At 42.6% G+C, this 21,005-nt stretch carries 18 protein-coding genes and 4 pseudogenes; 8 read left to right on the forward strand and 14 right to left on the reverse strand.

The window, feature by feature from the left end:
• The 3 genes and pseudogenes from ASD40_RS38670 to ASD40_RS17835 form a co-directional block, all read right to left on the reverse strand.
• Positions 1-302 (reverse strand): annotated as a pseudogene (locus tag ASD40_RS38670) (nitroreductase family protein); the annotation flags it as partial.
• 195 nt (positions 303-497) lie between these two features.
• Complete coding sequence (locus tag ASD40_RS17830) at positions 498-1,145, reverse strand: peroxiredoxin-like family protein (RefSeq protein WP_057304538.1); 648 nt, start codon at positions 1,143-1,145, stop codon at positions 498-500.
• 151 nt (positions 1,146-1,296) lie between these two features.
• Positions 1,297-1,668, reverse strand: a complete 372-nt coding sequence (locus ASD40_RS17835; protein ID WP_057304539.1) for an EamA family transporter — start codon at positions 1,666-1,668, stop codon at positions 1,297-1,299.
• Positions 1,669-1,958: 290 nt separating this feature from the next.
• Between ASD40_RS17835 and ASD40_RS38675 the strand changes: the two are divergent.
• The 4 genes and pseudogenes from ASD40_RS38675 to ASD40_RS17855 form a co-directional block, all read left to right on the forward strand.
• Positions 1,959-2,196: pseudogene (locus tag ASD40_RS38675) on the forward strand (nitroreductase family protein); the annotation flags it as partial.
• Position 2,197: 1 nt separating this feature from the next.
• Positions 2,198-2,392: pseudogene (locus ASD40_RS38680) on the forward strand (hypothetical protein); the annotation flags it as partial.
• A gap of 261 nt (positions 2,393-2,653) precedes the next feature.
• Positions 2,654-3,477, forward strand: an 824-nt coding sequence (locus ASD40_RS39410) for a DMT family transporter (RefSeq protein WP_442952678.1), incomplete at its 3' end; no start/stop codon positions are given.
• A 376-nt stretch (positions 3,478-3,853) separates the two neighbouring features.
• Positions 3,854-4,192 carry an MmcQ/YjbR family DNA-binding protein gene (locus tag ASD40_RS17855; protein ID WP_057304543.1) on the forward strand — a complete coding sequence of 113 codons (339 nt, stop codon included), beginning with the start codon at positions 3,854-3,856 and terminating at the stop codon, positions 4,190-4,192.
• Positions 4,193-4,577: 385 nt separating this feature from the next.
• On the opposite strand, the gene ASD40_RS17860 is transcribed toward ASD40_RS17855, so the two are convergent.
• Positions 4,578-5,261, reverse strand: a complete 684-nt coding sequence (locus ASD40_RS17860; protein WP_063860398.1) for a Crp/Fnr family transcriptional regulator — start codon at positions 5,259-5,261, stop codon at positions 4,578-4,580.
• A gap of 444 nt (positions 5,262-5,705) precedes the next feature.
• Here ASD40_RS17860 and ASD40_RS39415 point away from each other — a divergent pair.
• Both ASD40_RS39415 and ASD40_RS39110 read left to right on the forward strand, forming a co-directional pair.
• Positions 5,706-5,750, forward strand: a pseudogene (locus tag ASD40_RS39415) (hypothetical protein); the annotation flags it as partial.
• 131 nt (positions 5,751-5,881) lie between these two features.
• Positions 5,882-6,298, forward strand: coding sequence for a thioredoxin family protein (locus ASD40_RS39110; RefSeq protein WP_442952679.1), 417 nt, complete (start codon positions 5,882-5,884; stop codon positions 6,296-6,298).
• A 259-nt stretch (positions 6,299-6,557) separates the two neighbouring features.
• On the opposite strand, the gene ASD40_RS17875 is transcribed toward ASD40_RS39110, so the two are convergent.
• From ASD40_RS17875 to ASD40_RS17885, 3 genes are read right to left on the reverse strand one after another with little or no spacing between them, the layout of a single operon-like run.
• A complete protein-coding gene (locus ASD40_RS17875; RefSeq protein ID WP_057304547.1) occupies positions 6,558-7,655 on the reverse strand; it encodes a GerAB/ArcD/ProY family transporter in 1,098 nt (365 codons plus the stop codon).
• Between the two features lie 39 nt (positions 7,656-7,694).
• Positions 7,695-8,807 carry a Ger(x)C family spore germination protein gene (locus tag ASD40_RS17880; RefSeq protein WP_057304548.1) on the reverse strand — a complete coding sequence of 371 codons (1,113 nt, stop codon included), beginning with the start codon at positions 8,805-8,807 and terminating at the stop codon, positions 7,695-7,697.
• A 20-nt stretch (positions 8,808-8,827) separates the two neighbouring features.
• Entirely contained in the window at positions 8,828-10,309 is a 1,482-nt protein-coding gene (locus tag ASD40_RS17885; protein ID WP_057304549.1) for a spore germination protein, read from the reverse strand.
• 129 nt (positions 10,310-10,438) lie between these two features.
• On the opposite strand from ASD40_RS17885, the gene ASD40_RS37260 reads away from it, so the two are divergent.
• The gene (locus tag ASD40_RS37260; RefSeq protein WP_156390072.1) at positions 10,439-10,720 is read left to right on the forward strand and encodes a hypothetical protein; all 282 of its coding nucleotides are present in this window, start codon (positions 10,439-10,441) and stop codon (positions 10,718-10,720) included.
• Between the two features lie 287 nt (positions 10,721-11,007).
• Here the strand turns inward: ASD40_RS37260 and ASD40_RS17890 are convergent, their stop codons facing one another.
• From ASD40_RS17890 to ASD40_RS37265, 3 genes are all read right to left on the reverse strand, one after another.
• Positions 11,008-11,643, reverse strand: coding sequence for a peptide-methionine (S)-S-oxide reductase MsrA (locus tag ASD40_RS17890; protein WP_057304550.1), 636 nt, complete (start codon positions 11,641-11,643; stop codon positions 11,008-11,010).
• A 74-nt stretch (positions 11,644-11,717) separates the two neighbouring features.
• Complete coding sequence (locus ASD40_RS39240; protein WP_057304551.1) at positions 11,718-11,921, reverse strand: HAMP domain-containing protein; 204 nt, start codon at positions 11,919-11,921, stop codon at positions 11,718-11,720.
• Positions 11,922-12,139: 218 nt separating this feature from the next.
• A complete protein-coding gene (locus ASD40_RS37265) occupies positions 12,140-12,313 on the reverse strand; it encodes a hypothetical protein (RefSeq protein WP_200957429.1) in 174 nt (57 codons plus the stop codon).
• A 34-nt stretch (positions 12,314-12,347) separates the two neighbouring features.
• Here ASD40_RS37265 and ASD40_RS17900 point away from each other — a divergent pair, with 34 nt between their 5' ends.
• Positions 12,348-12,680, forward strand: coding sequence for a phosphotransferase family protein (locus tag ASD40_RS17900; RefSeq protein WP_082562279.1), 333 nt, complete (start codon positions 12,348-12,350; stop codon positions 12,678-12,680).
• 240 nt (positions 12,681-12,920) lie between these two features.
• On the opposite strand, the gene ASD40_RS17905 is transcribed toward ASD40_RS17900, so the two are convergent.
• The 4 genes from ASD40_RS17905 to ASD40_RS17920 form a co-directional block, all read right to left on the reverse strand.
• Entirely contained in the window at positions 12,921-16,841 is a 3,921-nt protein-coding gene (locus ASD40_RS17905; RefSeq protein WP_057304553.1) for an OmpL47-type beta-barrel domain-containing protein, read from the reverse strand.
• 228 nt (positions 16,842-17,069) lie between these two features.
• A complete protein-coding gene (locus tag ASD40_RS17910) occupies positions 17,070-18,293 on the reverse strand; it encodes a hypothetical protein (RefSeq protein ID WP_057304554.1) in 1,224 nt (407 codons plus the stop codon).
• An 80-nt stretch (positions 18,294-18,373) separates the two neighbouring features.
• A complete protein-coding gene (locus ASD40_RS17915) occupies positions 18,374-20,077 on the reverse strand; it encodes a hypothetical protein (protein WP_057304555.1) in 1,704 nt (567 codons plus the stop codon).
• Between the two features lie 38 nt (positions 20,078-20,115).
• Positions 20,116-20,991: a carbohydrate ABC transporter permease gene (locus ASD40_RS17920; RefSeq protein ID WP_057304556.1), complete on the reverse strand. Its 876-nt coding sequence runs from the start codon at positions 20,989-20,991 to the stop codon at positions 20,116-20,118.
• Positions 20,992-21,005: the final 14 nt, after the last annotated feature.

A 21,005-nucleotide genomic window follows, 5' to 3' on the forward strand; every position in this document is an offset into this window, starting at 1 on the left:
ACCGAGTCAGGCCGTAAGCCTTCTTCTCTTCTGGCCAATATAACTACAAAATGGCTGGCAGTGGGCAGTTGTCCCGTGGCACCGCCAGATACAGGTTTTAATTTTTCGCGAAGAGCTGCATTCTGGATCACGACAAACTTCCACGGCTCGAAGCCAAATGAACTTGGAGACAATCTTCCAGTCTCCAAAATAAAGTGAAAATCTTCATCCGAAATCTTTTTGTTGGTATCAAATGCCTTGCAAGCACGTCTCAACTGGTAAGCTTTTAAAATTTCTTGTTTTTTACTCTCCGTTCCTATCATGTTAAATCAACCTTCCTTCTATTTACTCAATTTGATGTGTCATTTCTTCAAAAATGCTTATTTGCGATAAATACCATAGCTTGTTCATCAGAATTATCAATCCTCCTAATGACTTTACGACTTATACGAGAAAATGATTTGACTACACAACTTCCACAAGTCGTTACTTTGCATAAATAAGGATTTACGATATAGTCAACCTTGATTCAAGAATCGAACTAGTTCTAATACTTCGGACGGTTCCATTCGCGTTCTGTGATTTATATCCGAGGATGATCCGATAATGAATCCCTCTTTATCGATGACATAGGTGGCTGGAATCGGAAGTTCAAAGGAATGGTCACCATTATATTGGGCGAGCATAGTGAGATTGGCATGCATAAAATCAGGCATCTTGAATTTAAGGTTGTATTTCTCCGCTGTTTCGTTATTCGTATCGCTAAGAACGAAGAAACTCAGTTCATTTTTTTCTTTCGTCGAGAGCGAATGATCCGGTGTTTGTGGGCTAATGGCAATCAATTGAGCACCGGCAGCTTTAATATCTTTCATGATGCGCTCATATGCCTTTAATTGCAAATTGCAAAATGGACACCATTCGCCCCGGTAGAATATAAGAATGACAGCGCTTTTGACCAATTCTTCAGATAGAGTAATTAACTTTCCCGAAGCATCTTCTAGTCTAAAATCGGGAGCTTTATCTCCGGTTTTCAATCCATTCCCGACACCTTGATCTCGAAGATACTGAATATATTTCTCAAATGCCACCGCAGCATTAGGGTTATTTCCATTGACCTGATTTTGTAATGATTCAAGTTCATCTTTTAAGCTTTGATATTGTGACATAATTCCATCGCTCCCTTATCATTTTAACAATTTCATTTTCATGCCTATATCAGGTGATTCTCCTCTTATAAATTAACATATGGATCGAATCCCGTATGTAATTTACTTTACAGAAGACTGTAGTGTTTTATCTGATTATTTCGGCATACCTTTAGGTCTTATTGTTGAGTGACGGAGCGTTAATCTGTGATACCTGTTTCCGTTTTATTGCAATCAATAACATACCGGCAATCGTCATGAGTCCCCCGAGCATCTGTGACATCTCCAAAGCATGCCCCAAGATAACCGAAGTAATTGCTGTAAAGACAGGAATCAGATTCATCGTTATGCCGGCCTTGCTCGCGCGTTCTTCGTTCACTTCATTTGGTTTGCGGTTCAGCTTCTTCATGCGCTCCTGGGGCAAAATGTCCAACTTTTCAAACTTGCGGCTCCACATCAATCGATACTTTCTGGTCCACTCTTCCACTTTGGAAATCGCCACCGGATTCAGTCGATAGATGCGATGCTTCGCCTGCTTCTCCATCGTGACGACGTTCGCCTCGAGCAGCACCTTGAGATGCTTAGCTCGATGATCCGGCGCAGTCGTGTAGCCCTTGACGGCGAAAAACCATGTGACGTATTGTCTTAAATCGCTCCTGTTCCCTGATTAAATTAAACTAAATTTCCCTTACACACTAAGATCGATTCAAGTATGTAATTTACTTCACATAACTTTTTTTTTGTAATGGTTATAATAAATTTGTCTCCCGTGGACACAGGAATTTGGAAGATTGAAAATCGAAAAATATGATAAGGAGAGGTATCATGGAAAACTTGGAGAAAGATTTATTCACTGCACTACGCGAACGGCGCTCCATTTATGGAATTAGCAAAGAATCACCAATTTCGGATCAAACTATCCAAGAAATAATCGAGGAAACCGTTAAACATACACCATCGGCGTTTAACAATCAAACTACCCGCGTTGTTCTGCTCTTGGGTGAACAACATGACAAGTTTTCAACCGGATGGCTTTGAGTTAATGGCTGTTCAAACGGATCGGCATGCCAAGNCCATTTGGGAACATCCATTGGTAGTAATGCTAATAACAGCATTACAATCCATTGATTGATGAACGGGTAAAAGCAGAATGGAAGTTGCCGGAAAGCTGGAAACTGATTGCCCAAATGCCGTTCGGTAAACCGTCTGCCGCAGCAGGTGAAAAGAAATTTAATYCGGTACAAGAACGTATAAAAGTTTTTAAATAAACTTAACCTTGAGGCTGTCTCAATGACAGTCTCTTTGTTTAATAACATAATATCCCATTTTATTTAAATAAGGATATCCGCGCTAGCTTCGGCCAATTCCCGAAAACTCAGATAGTTGTAGCCTGAAGGCTTCTGGAACTGACCTTGAAATTTTCCCTTTTCCGAAGTTCACGATTCCATTCGTTCTGATCTAGCGATTTTAGAGCTATTGTAGCTAACGACAAGTTAATCTGCAAAACAAAAAAAGTGAAGGTGAAAAATATGGTGAAATATAAGGCTTGGACATTTCTGATCGTGGCTAATCTGTTTTGGGCCGGTAATATCATTTTTGGAAAATTGATTATAGCTGAATTTCCTGCTGAATGGACAGTCTTTCTAAGGTGGGTCGTCGGACTGATTCTTCTTATTCCCATTGCCCAATTTATTGAGAAGCCTTCATGGGGTCAAATATGGAGGAATAACTGGGTGTTGATCATTTTGCTAGCTGCTTTATCCATTGTGCTCTACACCTATCTCTCGTATGCTTCATTGCAGTTCACATCTGCAACGAACAGCGCTCTATTTACTACCCTTGCACCTGGCTTGATTATGCTCTTTTCGTTGATTTTCCTGAGAGAAAAAGTAAGTGCCTTTCAGGTCATTGGATTAATCACCTCGTTTATTGGTGTTCTGATTGTGTTGACGAAAGGCAACCTGTTGCAGTTGTTTCATACTCAGTATAACGAGGGCGATGCGATCATGCTGTTGGCCGTCTTATGTTGGACTGCTTATTCATTGCTTTTAAAAAAAGCAAAAGGCATTCCGCCTGTGACATTGGTTGCGATGATTGCGCTGGTCGGTGCTATTCTGATGATTCCTTTTTTATTTTTTCAGCCGATTCACTTCGACAAAATCACTTCTTTGGGGATCGTAGGGGTTATATACATGGGGGTATTCCCGTCAGTCGGTTCGTTTATCTTTTGGAATCAAGGAGTAAAGATACTAGGTGCGAGCAAGGCCGGCATAACGATGAATCTGATTCCTGTCTTTACAGCAATTATTTCGGTTATCTTGGGGCATGCTTTGGAGATGTCGCAGATGCTCGGNAGGCCGGCATAACGATGAATCTGATTCCTGTCTTTACAGCAATTATTTCGGTTATCTTGGGGCATGCTTTGGAGATGTCGCAGATGCTCGGGGGACTCATGACGATTGCCGGTATGTTATTGATTGCAATAAAACGGAAACAGGAATCACAGATTAGCGCTCCTGTCGCTCAACAGCTTGGCCTAAAGGAAACAATTTAAAATCCGTGTCCATCTTGCAATTACCAATTAAAGGCATATGGGCGTATCATGAACGATATTAAAGCTACTGGTGCTCAATTGATTGGCTAACAAACACTGGATCATCCATGCTTGCCGACGGTTTAAGTTAACGGCATGGACTATACGATGTCATTTACGAAGGAGATGAGACGGTTTGAAAAATAACTTCATCGAATACTGTCTAAACAAAAAAGGAGCGATTAAGGATTATCCCTTGGGATCCGATCCACTCGCGATAAAAATTGCAGGTAAAATATTCGCTCTTTTTTATGAGGAAAAAGGGTACTTGAACCTAAAATCCGATCCGGTGATTTCGCAAAACTTGAGAGAGCAGCATGAGGACGTTCGACCGGGGTATCATATGAACAAACAACACTGGAATACGATTATTCTCGAGGGTTCTTTGCCAGAGTCGGATATCTTTGCAATGATTGATCACTCTTACAATTTGATTGTTAAAAGCCTTCCTAAGAACGTCCGGGAGTCTATTTAGATTATGCATAGGCGATTACAAGTCTGAAGTGATACGCTTACAGGTTCTTATAGCCTTTCATATATAAAAACGACCGGAGGCGCACCCGCTTCCGGTTTTTATATACCCAAATTTGATAGTGAAACCGGTCCCGCTCAAATTTCCTTTGATAAAACCGAATGAGGTGAGCTACGCTTGGACTTCCTTCATACCGGCATTGCTTGCGGGCATGATAAGCAGCTTTATGCCGATATTGCGTACGCACATTCATAAGAGAATATTGCGATGCGAGACGTTAATGCTGAGCCAGCTGAGCGGGAAGCTTCCGTGCGCCAGCAGCGCCCCGCCGACAATGATGAGTTTATTAAAAAGAACGACTGCAGTCTGCAGCCGCCCTTTGTTGAGGTTATTTGGATCGGGTTAGCATCGCGGCATCTAACTGAACAGACTTACGAGACGTTTTGATAACTCCATCCTTCACAAGCCCACTCATGACTCCACTGACGGCTTCCCGAGTTACACCAAGCATGTTGGCTATCTCTTGGTGCGTAAGAGGGAGATCGATTAAAGCAAAACCATCTACGATGATACCAAACTTTGAACTAAGCATCGTCAACAGATGAATCACCTGTTCGCGGAGACCATTAAATGCAATTTGTTCTAACTGTTCTTCTCTTTCCTTCAACCGTTCACTGACCGCTTTTAGAAATTTCAACGCCAGATTCGGTCTGCTTATCATAAGCCGGTCGAATTGTGCTTCGGATATTGAGCAAACCAGTGTTGGTTCTATGGCTTCAATGTAAACATCTTTAGTACCAAACGAGAAGGAATTGATTTCCCCAAATATGTTCCCATGAGTCAATATACCTAGAGTGAACTGTTTCCCACTGTCGTTTAATTTGTATACTTTAAGCTTGCCTTCTTTGACGAAAGAAAAACCTTTGAGAATGTTATCAGGTGTTTGAACCAATGCGTCTTTCTGTACCCAATTGAAATGGCGAATAGTATTTAGTAAATCAATTTCTTTCATTTCTTCACTGGTCATTTCTTCAAAAATGCTGATTTGAGATAAATACCATAATTTATTCATTTGGTTTTCCTCCATGTAACAATCCTCCATTTTAGGGAAAAGGTAACTCAATTTTATTGAAGTTTTTGTCCATACATCATGCTTTATAAGGATCATGATGTCAATGCATCTTATAAATTGAGCGAATTTCCTTCTGCCATCCAGGTTAAAATAAAGTTGACTGATAACATCTGTTTCTACATTACATTGTTCTGGCGTTATATACAATTTCAGGAGAACAGTAAACTACATCATGGAAGGTATCGGACTCGATCTTGCGGAGTACAACAATACCTCGAAATGGGTTTTGCCGGTTCCAGCTACATTCATGATTGATGAGAGCGCCATTATTCGCTCCCCCTATGTCAAATTGGGTGGTAAATTAAAATAGGAATGAACGAAATTTGTATTAAAGGAGATGCTCTCTCGAAGGATCTGGATCAATTAAAGCAGAAGCTTAGGCCAATGCAATATGAAGTGACCCAAAATAACGGCTCAGAACAGGCATTTAATAACAAATATTGGGATCATAAACAAAAAGGGATATATGTGGACATGGATGATATGCAGATTCGGGTGATAGAAAACAGTAATATCCCGAATACCAAAGAGCAGTTTATCTCCGTTTACGAGAATTTCACATGGACGCAAGAAGACCAGAAAGCATTCTTTACCGCTTTAAACAATCGCTCCAACCTGCACTGTTTGATTCTATGCACGGATTGGTGCCCGGACGTCATCTGGAGAAAGCATTCTTTACCGCTTTAAACAATCGCTCCAACCTGCACTGTTTGATTCTATGCACGGATTGGTGCCCGGACGTCATCTGGAACGTCCCCATACTGTTTCGAGTGATGGAGCAAAGCAGCATTTCCACTGAAGTGTTGCTCATGGAAAAGCATATGGAAACCATGGATCTCTTTCTCACGGATGGCGGGAGAGCGCAGCCGAGCGCGGTTTTCTTGAATGGGTCCGGAGATGTTCTAGGCAGATGGGGAGCGCGTCCAGCCTATATTCAGGCCGTGATGGATCGGTTTAAAAAGAACATTCCAAGATAAACAGGAAGCCGGTTATAAGCGCACAAGTTGATTAATCTCTTGCGTACTGAATATTTTTGGACCGTCTCTCGTTTTATCCATAATTCAATACCTCGCTCAATTCCTCTAGTTCGATTAAAACACAAATGACCCGCAAAAGGGGCACTTTTTATCAAAGTGTCCATCTTACGGATCAATTTGCCCCGTTTGTGACTATTTACTAAACAACCTGGCTGCATTATAATTCATTAGTTTGCGGGTGGTATCAGCTGTGCTACTACTACCCCTTATTCCATTTTTTCTTTACCTGCGTGACTACGAACATAATCGGGATATATCCATAAATAAAATAAAGTCCGACGTCTGAATAAAACTCGGAAATCCATCGAAATATGCTACGGTCCTTCAAAAAATACTCTAATATCAAAATTCCGACCAGAAAAGCAAGCAGGCTCGCATGCGGTTTGATCTGAAAAACGTTTTTCATTCCTCGGCATGCCGCCCATAAGCCTAAAGATATGCCCGCTAATATTTTTATCAACCATATTGAAATTGCCAGATATTCTATTCTCTGGAACACAGGTCCCTCAATAATCTTGAGCATATCAAGCGTCGGCCAAAAGATTTCGCGCAGCTGCCCTTCACTGTAATACATAAACGTATTGATTATTAACATCAAATACATTAATGTAACCAGAAATACCATCAAATGTGCCCATTTTTGAGATTTTTCCGGTGATTTAATGAATGGGTAAAAGAGTAGAAGAGCTTCAAATCCCATGAATTGATATAGCATGCTTTTAGAAGAGAGTAATATGTCGGTTATTGAATGGTTAAAAAGAGGCATCAAGTTTAACGGATGTGCATACGGCAAAACTAACAAATTCTCTGGTAAAATAAAGATAAGTGTAATTAGTAATCCCAAAAAACTTAGTCCGGTAACGGACCGAAACCCGCCGGATACGGTATAGTATATAAGCAACACCAAAATGGTGCTCATGGGTAAAATTTTCATTGAGGGAAACACCCAGAGACGAATAACTTCAATATAGGCTTTGAATTCAATATAAGCTCCGAAAAAAAAATAAAGAACAATTGCGAAATTGATTATGTTCCCTGCAATTTTCCCGAAACATGTACTGTTGATTGCAGTTACATCTAGACCTTCTTGATTAGAACCTAAAATTTTATAAATCATCCATAAGATTAAATGAATGCTAACCCCTACTAAAACAACAGATATATAAGCATTATATCCGGCATGTTCGGCCAATTCTCGTTGGAAATTCAGAACTCCGACCCCGACCATACTGACATACATTAGAGGAACAATTAAGAAGGGAGATATTAAGTATTTTTCGTCAACAGGATTTTTCATATACGAAACACCTCACTAAACTGTACTTCCAGATATCGTTCAAGCACTGCCAGTATTAGCAATTTTAACCTGAATACTTACTGTTGTTTTTATTACTTGATAAATTTTTTCAAAATCTTGGGCACTCCAATTCTTAGACTGACTTCTTACTAAGTCGCCCAAGCCGACTGGATCAACCTTATTTTCTTTCAATAGTGAAAGGAATTTTTCAATTTCTTTTTTAAAATAAGACTCCATCGTTTTTTCAAGCTGTGTAAGCTGCTCATCTGATCTTAAATCCACCCAATCCGGGACATTCTGAAGTTCCGTCACCAATTTCAACCGAATTGAAATAGAAGGGATTGGATTAGCTTTGTTCACAATATAGTTTGCCTTTGAATGCATGCTTCTCAATAAAATAAAATCTTCACCCTGTATGTTTGATGCTTTTCCTGCAAGTGGAACCATGTAGTTACCATTCTTCGAGTTCTGAATAAGCATTTTTAATAAGAAAGCGTCCTTCATGCTAATTTTGGTTATCATTCGATCACTTCTAAATAAAGCCAGACCATCGATTTTCACTTCTCCGTGACCGCGGCTTCCCGCAGCTCCTTCTCGCCCTATTTTAAAATACGGCAAAAACATGTCTCGTCCTTCACCATAATAATTAAACAAGGATACATGAAGGTTCATCAACGGTAAATTTCCGTTTCTCATGTTTTGCTCAATCATATCCGATAAAAAAAACGGTTCAGAGAATTTTTTGGTGATTTCCAACAGTTCCGAAGCGTCCCGATCCACGACTCCAAGCTGAAGCTTCGATGGAAATTTAGGATCGCGGAGAAAATGATGGATTACAGTCCCAGTCCCTTTTTCTGCATGCGTTTTTCCGAATAACACCATCCTTAGCTGTCCCCTTTCAATGGGATCATTTGTCCGCGTATTTAGTCGTGGCAGAGAAATATCAGTGTTGGATTCCGTATATAAAGCGTCAAGTTCTGTTTTTCCCTGTTCTTTAAAGTGAGAAATTAGAGCACCGATTTTTTTTCCATTCGCAACGGTATCAAAGCTAATTGCATGGACAAGACAAATCTCATTCACAATTTTTTGATCGGCACAAGCCGATAAAACTGCACACAAAATGATAATAGGAAAAATTTTCCTCCTATACATAATGGCCCTCTTTCCATAATTTATTCTTCATCTATGATATTTTTCCGTTTAACTGGTTTAGGCACATACTTAACTGAAGATTTTGGTCTTAAATGTTGAGGTCTTTTATTCAGAATTTGAAAAGATGAACGTATAAAACTGTCTTTAAAAGACATAATTCTGAAAGGAAAAATCGGAACAGCGTAAGGAGAGCCTAATGATTTTAAACGAATAATATGGATGAACAGAAAACCCACCCCGATAAATAAGCCAATTCCCCCCCATATCGCTGACAGAATGATGAAAGGAAAGCGTAAAAATCGTATCGTATTTGACATCTTATATATCGGTGTCGTAAATGAGGCTAAAGCCGATAGCGCGACAAGAATTAGTAAAATATTACTTGTTAAAGCTGCTGCGACCGCAGCTTGACCGATAACAATTCCTCCGACAATACCTAAGGTTTGTCCAATTTTTGTTGGTAATCTGGCCCCTGCTTCCCGAAGAAATTCAATGGTTATTTCTAAAAAAAGCACTTCAAAGAAGGGCGGAAATGGAACGTTTTGTCTGGAAAAAATAAGGGGACTAAGCAAATCTTTTGGAATGACTTCATAATGATATGTGGTTATCGCAACATACATTGACGTGCTAAACAGCGAAAAAATGACACCAAAGATTCGAATCAATCGAAAAAAAGAACCCAATATCCATGGCAAATAATAATCTTCCGGGGAAATAAAAAAATCAAACAATGTAGAGGGTCCTGTAACACAATAAGGTGATCCGTCGCAAATCACCGCGACTTGCCCGCTAATAAGTGAAAACACCACTCGTTCCCTGCGTTCCGTGGATACAAACAATGGAAATGGCGTCATAGAATTGTCTGACATTATTTGGTCCAGAATGGACGAATCAAACACGACATCGTAATCAATATCAGTAAGCCTTTGCTCAACAGTTTGAATATTCTGTTCATTTGTCAACCCATCGATATAAATGATTGCGACTTTTGTTTTTGAAGTTGTTCCAACGATTATTTCTTTTATAATCAAGTTTGGGAGATTGATTTGTTTTCTTAGCAAACCGATGTTTGTATCCAGGTCCTCTATGAAACCGACTTTAGGGCCGACGACGCTAAACTCGTTTTCCGTCTCATTGTTTTCTCGCAATCCATGATTGTCGGCTAAATTAACCAATGCACACTTTTGATCGTTTTCATGAAGTAGAACGATCGCATAACCTTTCAGCAGTTTGGATTGAATATTTGTTAATTCGTCGGTAATCTCTATATCATTAATGGGAAGCCAGGCCTTAATATCCTCAATTTCCTTGATTTCTGAATCCAATGAGCGATTTTGCAACACAAGAATCAAATGTTGCTGCATCCACTTCGCATCGATTAAGGTACTATAATAGAAAATACTCACTTCTTGTTTACCAAGTAAAATCGCTGTTGTCTTAAAGTCACTCGATTGTCTGGATAATTTTAATAATTGATCGAGGTTTTTAAATTCTGTTATCATTGCGAAGAAATCCTTCCTGGCTAAAGTGTCCAAATGTTTCTATGGTAGCATGTTATTTTTTGTAAAAAACTCTTTTTTTATACATGGGTGGAATTACAAAAAATTTCGACTGATCAAGGACGGCGGGCATTGATCTGTACGTCGTCCAGTCCGGCCATTGGATGGGTACTGGCGGCGGCTACGGGAAAAAGCGTTGTGGTATCCAGTAACGGGATCAAGTCGCTGCGGACTGTTACAGCAAACTCATTGAAAAAAACGGATTCCCTTAGCGTACGGGAAATCCGGATTTTTGGGGGATATGGAAGCTTAGCGTACGTTTTCGCGTTATGTTGGCGTGACCCCTACTTGAAACGCAAATCAAGAAAAACCGAGAATTCAGGCTTTTTCTGCTTTGCGGCTTACAGTAAGTAAGCCTGCAGGTCGGATGGCCTTCGCTTACCCACAATTTCCTCAATCGGGCATCAATGAACCAAAAAGCGCAAGTTCTGAGGTGAATTCCCCTTTCGAACTTACGCTTTTTTTTCATGACTATGATCATGGACTGCTCATTTAAGCACTGAGCAAGCTGGAAGGGGACAACACATACATGAAAATGAATATGGTCAGTTTCTCTTCCTACCTGGAGCAATTTTGCTTGAAGATCCATTAAACTACGCCGGTTTTTTACTAAGTTGGAGGATTAGGGGGGCTCACATCCCTCACCATTTTATCTGCTTGATTAGATGGATGATCTCTTCCTGTTCCTCTCCGCTAATCTGCCAAGTTCGGATTTCATTTATAATTTTCTCTAGATTGGTATAACCTTTAGCCAGACCGTTTAAGCGTGCAGCCAAGGTTGCGTTCGTCAGTTCTTCATCGGTTGGAATGATCGTTCTCAGTTTTTTAATCGCATCTGGATACCGTTTCAAATAATATTTCTGAAGTCGATCCTCGGCAGGATAAAACACGGTAAAGGGAGCAACCTCGGTGTCCAGTATTCCTTGTCCTCGTTCCTCGGTGGTTCTCTTGACCTCTCGGATTACATTGTTCTGTGTGGGGTCACGAAATAATATCAAAGATCTATACTGCTGGCCTTTGTAATCGTTTATATTCACTGGATTATGGCTGCTCCAGAACACATTCAATAGGGTCTCCAAACTTACGATACTAGAATCGAAATCCATATCGACTGTTTCGGTATGGTCTCCTAGTTGTCGGTAAGTCGGATGATCTGTAGTTCCTCCAGCAAAGCCTACACGCGTTCTTATTATTCCGGTTAATTGTCCGAACAAAGCGTCAGGGCTCCAGAAGCAACCCATACCCAATGTTAAAGTTTGAATTTTGCAATCACTCATCTTTGTCTCCTCCTTATTATCATATCATTGGGAGCTCGATAATAAGCAAGGTTGAAATTTCGAGGACCTTTGAATCAAGACACGACCAGCTCCCACTTCGCCTTTTCCGCCACTTGCCGGAAGCTTTGTTCAAGATTTTCACCCATCATATTAAATTGGCGGGCCAGTTCCCTGAATTTCTTCAAGCCCATGTCTACTACTCGCGTTTCGAGTTCCCCTTTCGCAATACGGGAAGATCCTTCGCCTATCCGTTTTACGGAAGCCTTAAGCGGGCGCACGAGCAGGGAATGCAGCCCTGTTCGTGCGCCCGCCCGCTCCGATTGTAGCTGAACCCAGCCATATAAGTCTCCCGTATCACCAGCATATATGGATATGTCAAGTCTTATCGTACGGCAAGATAATTATACATGTGATATCCAATTTAAAGCCTCGCTTCATCAGACTTGTTCTTACCATAATCGATTATTCTGCTCACAAATGAATGATGCAAAAATCGTTACAGCTTTTTTAGCTCTCGCAAAATTTCCTCCGGGCTTTGACGCTGCATGAAATTCGGATTGATATAAGCGGAGCGGATAATGGCGCTCTCATCAATCATGAAAGTAGACGGAACCGGTAAAACCCATTTCGAGGTATTGTTGTACTCCGCAAGATCGACTTGAAATTCCAATTCTTCCTTTTCGTTTTTTTTCCATCGCTTCGTTTTGTGCCACGGAGATTTATGGTATGGAAACACTTTGGTTGATGATTTATGTTCAGGTATAATGGGTATTATCGACTTTAGTGATATGACTATAGGTGACCCTGCAAAAGATTTGGCAACGCAAGGTTATCTGGGAGTAGACTTTTATAATCAGATATTAAGTGAATATAAACATTCATTTCCAGAAGACACGACCATTGAACGTAGAGTGAAAAAACATCAAGGACTGCGTGAATTAGGTGGATTACGGTTCGCGATTAAACATGATATTTCCGAACTCGAAGATTCATTATCAAAAATAAGAACCGTAATATTTGCATCAAGTGACGGTTAGAGCACGATTGCCGAGATCACCCCTATTTTATCATCATGGTTTGTTTCGTTTATTAATAATGCTCTGAAGTTTATTTTCAATTGTTTTCGTACGCTCCCAATCATCATATTGTTCGGGAAACCGCAATAAAGAAGTCACAGTTGAATTTCGTTCAAGCAAAGTTGCTCTTTTCGTAACAACCCCCATCATAAATGGCCCCCACAATTAGGGCGAGAGCCATTGTTTATCAGATCATCCTTGTCATCGGTTCTTCGGAACGGTTACCGTCAATATTACTGTTTTCTCGTTACCTGCATAATCCGTAGCGACGTAAGTAATGGTGTATACCCGTCCTCCTCCGCTTCCGGATCGCTCAGCCCTCAAATCAAACATATAATCCGGTGTGTCAAAGTCTGCATTTTGAATATCCTGCGAGGTGTCTCCGTCTCCAAGACCATCATCCGGTTCGTTGGAGGTGATGGATTTTAAAACGATGGACTGAATACTAGAAATTGGGTCTAATGTGCCGTAAGTGTCGGCCGTTACGGTCACCATTTTATGATCAGCCGGCCACAGTTCGTTTTTATTTTGATTCATTTGCATTTCCGGTGCTGTCTTATCTACTTTCACGACTACACTCTTTAGCTCTTCCGTGTTTCCTGCTTCGTCCTTACTTTGATACTCTATCGTATTCGTTCCTTCAGCTGAAACGTTGATGACGCTATCATAGGTTTGCCATTGGCCGCCATTGATCCGATATTGACTTTTATGGATACCGGATAACGGATCCGACGCATTTAAGGTCAACTTTACATCCGAATGATACCATCCGTTTTCATTTGCCGGAGGTAATCCGGCTGTAGTGACCGGAGCAGTCTTATCTATGTTGATAGACAGGCTCTTCGGGGTTTCGGCATTTCCGGCCTTATCGACGCTCATATATTCCAAAATGTTAGTACCTTCAGCTGAAACGGTAATCGGATTCGAGTACGGTTGCCACTGCCCGTCATTATTCCGGTATTTCGTGTTTTCGACACCGGATTGATCGTCAGTAGCGGCAAGCGTCACCATTATATCCGTATTCTTCCAGTCAGAAGACGCATCATCGGTCGTAACCGGCGGAATATCATCCTGCGCGGCTCCAGGCTGTTCATATACCTCAAATTCCCACAGTGAATATCCGTAAACGGTACCTCTTTGTAAACCCAGCATCCTTACATACCTTGCGTTGGTTGTCGAGAAAGAGATATCGTCTATTCCTCCATTGCCTATTTGGGTATTGTAGACGTCGGTCCAGTCAACAGCATTATCGGAGACCTGTATCTTGTATTCTTTACCGAATGCTGTCTCCCAGTTTAGTCTAACCCTACTCACTGGCTGGATTGTACCGAGGTCCGTATATATCCACTCATTGTCGGTGTAGTTCGAGCCCCACCTCGTATTTGTTTTACCATCGACTGCATTCCCGGCAACTAAAGAAGCCGTTTTGGATGAGCTGGCTGTAACCGGTCTGTCCAAGGCGAGGTTAATCCCGTAGGCATGAACATTTTCCAAACCGGCATTAATGGTCTTCATGATATTGACCATATCTGTATAGGGCTGATCCTGTTGGTTTACTAAGCCTATATTGAAATTCTCACCGTCTTTACGCCATGTAACCGCTTGATCGAAGTACGAAAACCAGCCTGAGCCAATAAACAACGGATGTGAAGTTTCGCTTTCCACGAAAGATTTGTAGGCCATACCTCTATCCGCAATACTAGCCACACTTGTAGCCCCATTTACGGGTGACAACCCGCGCTGGGTAGTACTAAATGTATATTCCAGATTCAACAGCGGTTTGCCGAAAGCTTCATATCTGGAAATCCAACTTGGATCGTTCGTGTAATTGTCCACTGAAAATGCATCTACAAACTCCATTGCCGCCGAATCCCATTCCAGGCTGGTCCGCCAAGTGGGAACTACGGACGATCCAAGGAACAGATGGTTTGTATCATGTCTTTTGAGAATATTTTTGACCGTTGAGAAATAGGTTCTGGACGCCAGCTTGATATATTCCGATACATCCGCAGCAGGCACCTTGGTAATATTGATCGAAATACCCTTTAACTCGTCAAACGATGCCGCGCTTGTACCCAGTAGCTGGTTTACGGCGACAATATCATTGTTGTACCTTGGTGCAAGAAAAGCCACGAAAGCACTTTTAGCCGGAGACGACGAATTATATGTCAGTACCTCTTTTACGATATCGGTTGTCCATCCGGCCTCATTATCGTAAGTATAACCGATTAGCCACGGGTCATTCTTCGCTTTATCAAGCTGAGGGGTCAATGCGGTCTCTATAATGGCTTCACTCTGCGGGTCAAAAACATCGTAAGTCCATTGAATCCTTTTTAAGCCGCCGGGGTCTTGCAGGACATTAATGTACGGAAAAGTTATATTTTGGGGTCTGGTCCACTTGCTGAAGGCATTAAAGCCCCAATCTATCAAACGTTTCTTTGTGATATCCTCCCATTTCGACTCATAGTTGCTGCCGTATTTTCTCATAACATTGGCAACGACGAAGCTTACTCTTTCGCCGTTGGAATCATTAACATAGGCAGGAGCATAAGCGACTGGATCGGGAAGTTCCTCAAACACCCCTCTTGGGGTACCATCAGCTTTTTTAAGCGCCGTCCCGTATCCCCACTCCCATATACTTGTGGCATCCACGCCTTTTAGAATAAATTTATTCCCGTCCGGAGAAATAAACCACCATTTGTTATCGATTTGCTGAAGTCTGAAATAACCGCTGCTTGTATAACCTCCTCCACTTTTAATCCCGCCGTACTGATCGAATTTTGCAAGATCAAGTGAAACATTTGACAGTGCATTCGCCTCATTCGTATATTCCTGCTGCAGCTGCTCGTCGGATGTTACCTTTCCAGGCCAGGTTTCATAAACCCACTGCCCGTACTTGTCTGCCATTAAGCCGTCTTTTTTCAGTTCGAGAGCCATTTGCCCCGCAGTAAGCGCAGGTCCGGAATTCACGCCTTCCTGTCCGGTCCCTTTATAAATTTGAACTTCGGTGAGGGGGATATGCTGAAAGGCATGAGGACGCTTAATATCGATGACAATAAATCTGGCCGTCTTGTTCGACATCGGTATGTTGACTGAATAATTCCAGGTTGAGCTTGGGCTCGTTGAGACTATTCCAGGTGTTCTGATGTGTTTGTCAGCAATATAATAATAATCCGTTACAGCCTCAGGGCGGTATTTTACCGTAAACTCTTTAAATCCCCAAGCCGAATTGGGTGAATTCAGCACGACGTTTATACGGTCAAGCGGGTAGTCCTTCAGCAGGTCAAATACCACTTGTATAGTTCCTGGGGCAGTCGCGCTCCCCGTCCATCCTGCATACGTTGTCGTTAATCCGTCAAACAGCACGCCATTGGTTGAGGATACGAGCCCGGTTGCTCCTTTGTCTGGACTATTGCCTCCATTCGGGGCAACGCTAAAGTAATAATTTCCGGTTTTAAGCAAATTTTCTGCCAATAAGCTGTCTTTGTTCAGTTCGAGAGCCATTTGCTCCGCAGTAAGCGCAGATCCGGGATTCACGCCTTCCTGTCCGGTCCCTTTATAAATTTGAACTTCGGTGAGGGGGATATGCTGAAAGGCATGAGGACGCTTAATTTCGATGATAATAAATCTGGCCGTTTTGTTCGACATCGGTATGTTGACCGAGTAGTTCCAATCTGAGCTTGGGCTCGTTGAGGTTATTCCTGGTGTTCTGGTGTGTTTGTCAGCAATATAGTAATACTCCGCAGCCTCCGGGCGGTATTTTACCGTAAGGTCATTAAATCCCCAAAACGAATTGGGTGAGTTCAGCACGACGTTTATACTGTCCAACGGGTAATCCTTCAACAGGTCAAATACGACCTGTACGCTCCCTGGGGTACCCGTCCCGCTCCCCATGAATCCGGCATACGTTGAGGTTGATCCGTCAAGCAGCACGCCATCAGCTGAGGATATCAATCCGGTTACTCCCTTGTCCGGAGAATTACCCCCATTCGGTGCGACGCTGTAGCTATAATTGCCGGTTTTAAGCAGAGTTCCTGCCCCATGAACATCTCCGGCAGGGATCAACGTTAATCCCATTATGAATGCCAAAATTAGTGTCAACAATTTACATATTTTTACCATTAAGTATCCGTCCTCTTTTCTTCTAAAAACGTTTTTGATAAGCTACACTATGAAACGAGATAAACTTACTTCGAATGCATAGAGTTAGTCTTGCTACATATAGACCACCTACTCTCATTTTCATCATATCTTCCTCAAAAATATAAGCGCTTACATTTATTAGGTTAAACCGGCCATTCATCGAAAATTCTCGATTTCTTGCACCGATTTAATAAATGTTCGTCTAAACTACTCCTCTATCTTCTGTCCATTAGCGTCAAATTGCTTCACATACTCAACTAGCTCAGCGAAATTCACCCAAGAAATGCCCACCTTCTGGTCTGCAGCGCCATAAGACATAATCAGGTCATCTCCTGCAATAATTCCGCCTGTTGTAAACAAGCACGGCGTAGGATAATCGCTCGGCATCTCCCAAGCCTGTTGAGCGTACATTAAGCGCTCAGAGCATCGACTCGCCACAATCGGGAAGTCGTTATCCTGCTCGCGTACAATTAGGAAGGATTGTGTATACCCAAAATGGATATCCTTCTTACCATGATAAGAAACGAGCCATTCGTTAGCTGAAATCTTAAGCGGCGCCCAGCTTGCTCCGATCCGGTTGTCCTCCCAGTGGAATTGGCTGGTTGCCAGCAGCCGGTGGGTTGCCCGGTCCGTTGCGAAGTCCTCTAATTTCTCCGCTGCTGCGAGGTAGATCGACGGTTGCTTGACTTCGGATCCTTGCGGGTATAAGGCAGGCGTCATCGGACGGTGAAGCATCACATATTGCAGTCTCCTATCAATCCGCATTTTATCGGGGAAAAGGAAAACATCGCGGTTATCACTTACATGGCCTTCCGTCAATGGGCATACGTAGATAAAGGCTTCTTCATAGCGGCCTGCTTTCAGCATGTCTAAATCCAGCTTATACAGGACAGTTACGGTATTGTTAGTGCGAGCCGTAACGATGAATGCATCATCACCCTCATTCACCCATTTCGGCACATAGTCGTTGCGCGTATCAATTGAAGGCTCCTGATCAATGAGCCAATACGGTCCCGGCGGAAACATCCGGCATGCCACGGAAAGATACAGCTCCCCTTCCACTGGAAATATGCGCGGATCCTCGATGCAGCCGTTGGAATAATCGCGCACCCGATTACCGTGTATGTCTGTAATGTAGATGTCTTCGAACCCCTCATTCAGAGCAGGAGCAAGTGCTGGCCTGGAAAAATCGGCATCCCACGTCTTGCCTAGGTCGCTGCTTACTGCGTACCCCAGAAAGATCGGATATGGATTGTGCTTACCTTCCTTGCGCTTTTGAGACCATGGACCCGTAGCCCGAAAGAGCATATGCAGCTTATCGGAAGCCGGATCTTTTACAATAGCTGGGTTTAGCACCATTTTACTTGCCCACTCACAACCAGGAACCGGTTCGAGCACCGGCTGCGGGGAATATCGGAAATGCGGCTTCATGAAGATGTTCCTCCTGTTTTTGCGATTATAAGATCAGATATTCATTAAGAAGAAAGAGAGCCAGCCCTTAGACGTCATTTCTACACATCCTCTGTCATAAAAGAGACTTCATTATTTCGGAATAGCTGCTCAATTCGTTCCGGCTTCACAGGGATGGTGATGCTCATCTTCCGTCCTTGCTTCTTGCACCAGGCGTATAGTGAGCCATCGTTATATTCGCTGCTAGCTTGCAGTTCTTCCGGTTGCGCTGATAATGTAAATAAAAACACCCATGCTGCTTGGTTCCACTCATGGAAATTAAATTCTTTCCTCAGTCCTTCATAGATGATGTAATCGATGCCTAGGGTACCTTCTTGCTCTGATCTCGTGATCGCAATACAGGGCACTCCCATGTCCGAAAAGGTAGACAACTGCTTGACCCGCAAAGTTTGACCACCGATGACAACTGCAGCATCGTAATCAAGCTTGTTGCCGGAGAAACAATCCACCCCCTCGATATAACCTCCAATTTCTATACGAATCCGAAGGTCCTCCGCTTCAAACACACCGTTAACAGGGTCCAGTACAGGGTGCCAATCCCCGAAATTCAAAGCCATATTGATTCCGAATATGATATCACTCCTATCCTGCACTCCCGTGAAGACAGCCGACGAAAAGTCCATGCCATCTTTCAAAAAACGCAGCTGTATATAGGCGGCCTTACCATGGTTATCCACATAAGCAATCAGATTCCGGCGCTGGTTCCACATCATGTCCTTTGAAAAAGAACCTAAACAATATGCTTCTTGCATGTACGTGGTGGCATAGCTCTGGTAGCCCATCTCCTCTTCGACGAATATTGGACAGCGGAGAACCCGTTCTTCTTCCAAGCTGAAATAAGGCAACAGTTCCTCGGGACAACGAATTGCTTGAGGGTTAGAATTGTTCTCAGATGCATCTCTTAGCAAACCGTACTCAAAGCTGCCCTCACTTAGCATAGGATAATAGGAGCGGCTATGAGGCCCCGCCCATTCCTTCGTACGCGGGTGGTAACGTTCAGCTATCATTTTCCATGCGACGTGAAGCAGCTGCTCTGTTAACTTGATGGAAATGGAGTCCTTGGTCTCCTCATGAATATGGTGAAGCTCCTCAATCGTAATCGGCGTATAGCAGGGACTATTAAATTCGACAAAGGTGCCTAGACTCATGGTGTAATCATAAAGCCGCAGCAGTCGATTCCGGCCATATTGTACAAATGTCTCTTGTCTAGTGACCTCGCCGCCAACGAGTGTAACGAAAGCCCCCATGGCCGCTATATTGGTATAGCTAGGGCTGACATCCCGTTTCATGATGGCTTGGCAAGCATTCCCTATTGCTTCTGACAATCCTTGTCTGAGCACTTCGCTTAAGCGATCCCCATGGTGCTTCAGCACTAAGACCAACTTCTTGCCGATGAAATCGGCATAGTTCCAATCCGGAGCTTCCATCTGGTCCAAGTGCTCCTCATAATAATAGGACCAAATACCATAGGTAGGACTATCCTGACGCTTATCCTGTAATTGCAAGATGACCGATAATATTTCGGTTGCCCGTTCCGTATAATGAGGCAGCGAACTGTCCAACAAATCTAACGCATATATAACAGACAAGTAGGTGCTGTGCACAAAAGGATAAGAATCCTTTTTAAGAGCTGTATGGTAGGTTTTCGTAATCGGTCCATACTGCAGTTTCACTGCGGAATTGTATGAAGCTTCCCGTTCCGAAAGACTTGCTATTAGATTCTCCTTATTGCTGTGAGCCGACATAAGTTATCCTCCACAGTTTAAAATGTGAGTGGTTACGACTATCCCTTAACCGCACCAATCGTCATACCCTTGATGAAATAACGCTGCAGGAATGGGTATAAGAATATGATCGGTCCAATCGTGATGCATACCGTCGAAAGCTGAACGCCTGCCGCTGAAACCGGAATATTTACATTCGTATTTAAATAATCTAAATTCTGCGCATTGGACACAACTCTTCTTAACATCATCTGCAGCGGGTGATTATGCGGATCGTCAATAAACATCAGTGCATTGAACCAGTCATTCCAATAGGAAAGCGCATAGAACAGCGTGATCGTTGCAATCACAGGCATGGAAATAGGCCAGATGATACGGAAAAAGATATACAGCTCATGCGCTCCATCCATGGTCGCCGCCTCATTTAATTCAAATGGAAGCGTTCGAAAATAGGATGTCATTAAGAATGCGTTGAATGCGGAGAACAATTGTGGCAAGATCAGCGCTAATAACGAGTCCCGCAAGTTCAGCCAGTTGGAGATGAGCAAATAATAGCCTACTAGACCAGGCGCAAAAAGCATCGTGAAATAAATGTAAAAGGAAAGGAAATTCCGATACTTCACCTTCAGATGAGCTGTAACATAAGCGAACATGGAAGTCATGAGCACTGCCCCGACGGTACCGACCACAGTAACGAATATGGAAACAAAGCCGCTTCGGTACACCTGACTGCCCTTAAATAAGAAACGATAGGAATCAAGCGTAAATTCCGTAGGGAACATTTGAAAGCCTTTAACAATCTGATGCTCCGCTGTGAACGATCCGATATATACAAGCCAGAAAGGAATAAGGCAAATAAGGGCAAAAAAACCTATGAATACATATGCTACGGCGGACACAGTCCATTGGGATGCATCTCGTTGTTTCAATATCATACTAAAGCCCCTCT

The sequence above is a fragment of the Paenibacillus sp. Root444D2 genome (assembly GCF_001426375.1).
Lineage (GTDB): Bacteria > Bacillota > Bacilli > Paenibacillales > NBRC-103111 > Paenibacillus_E.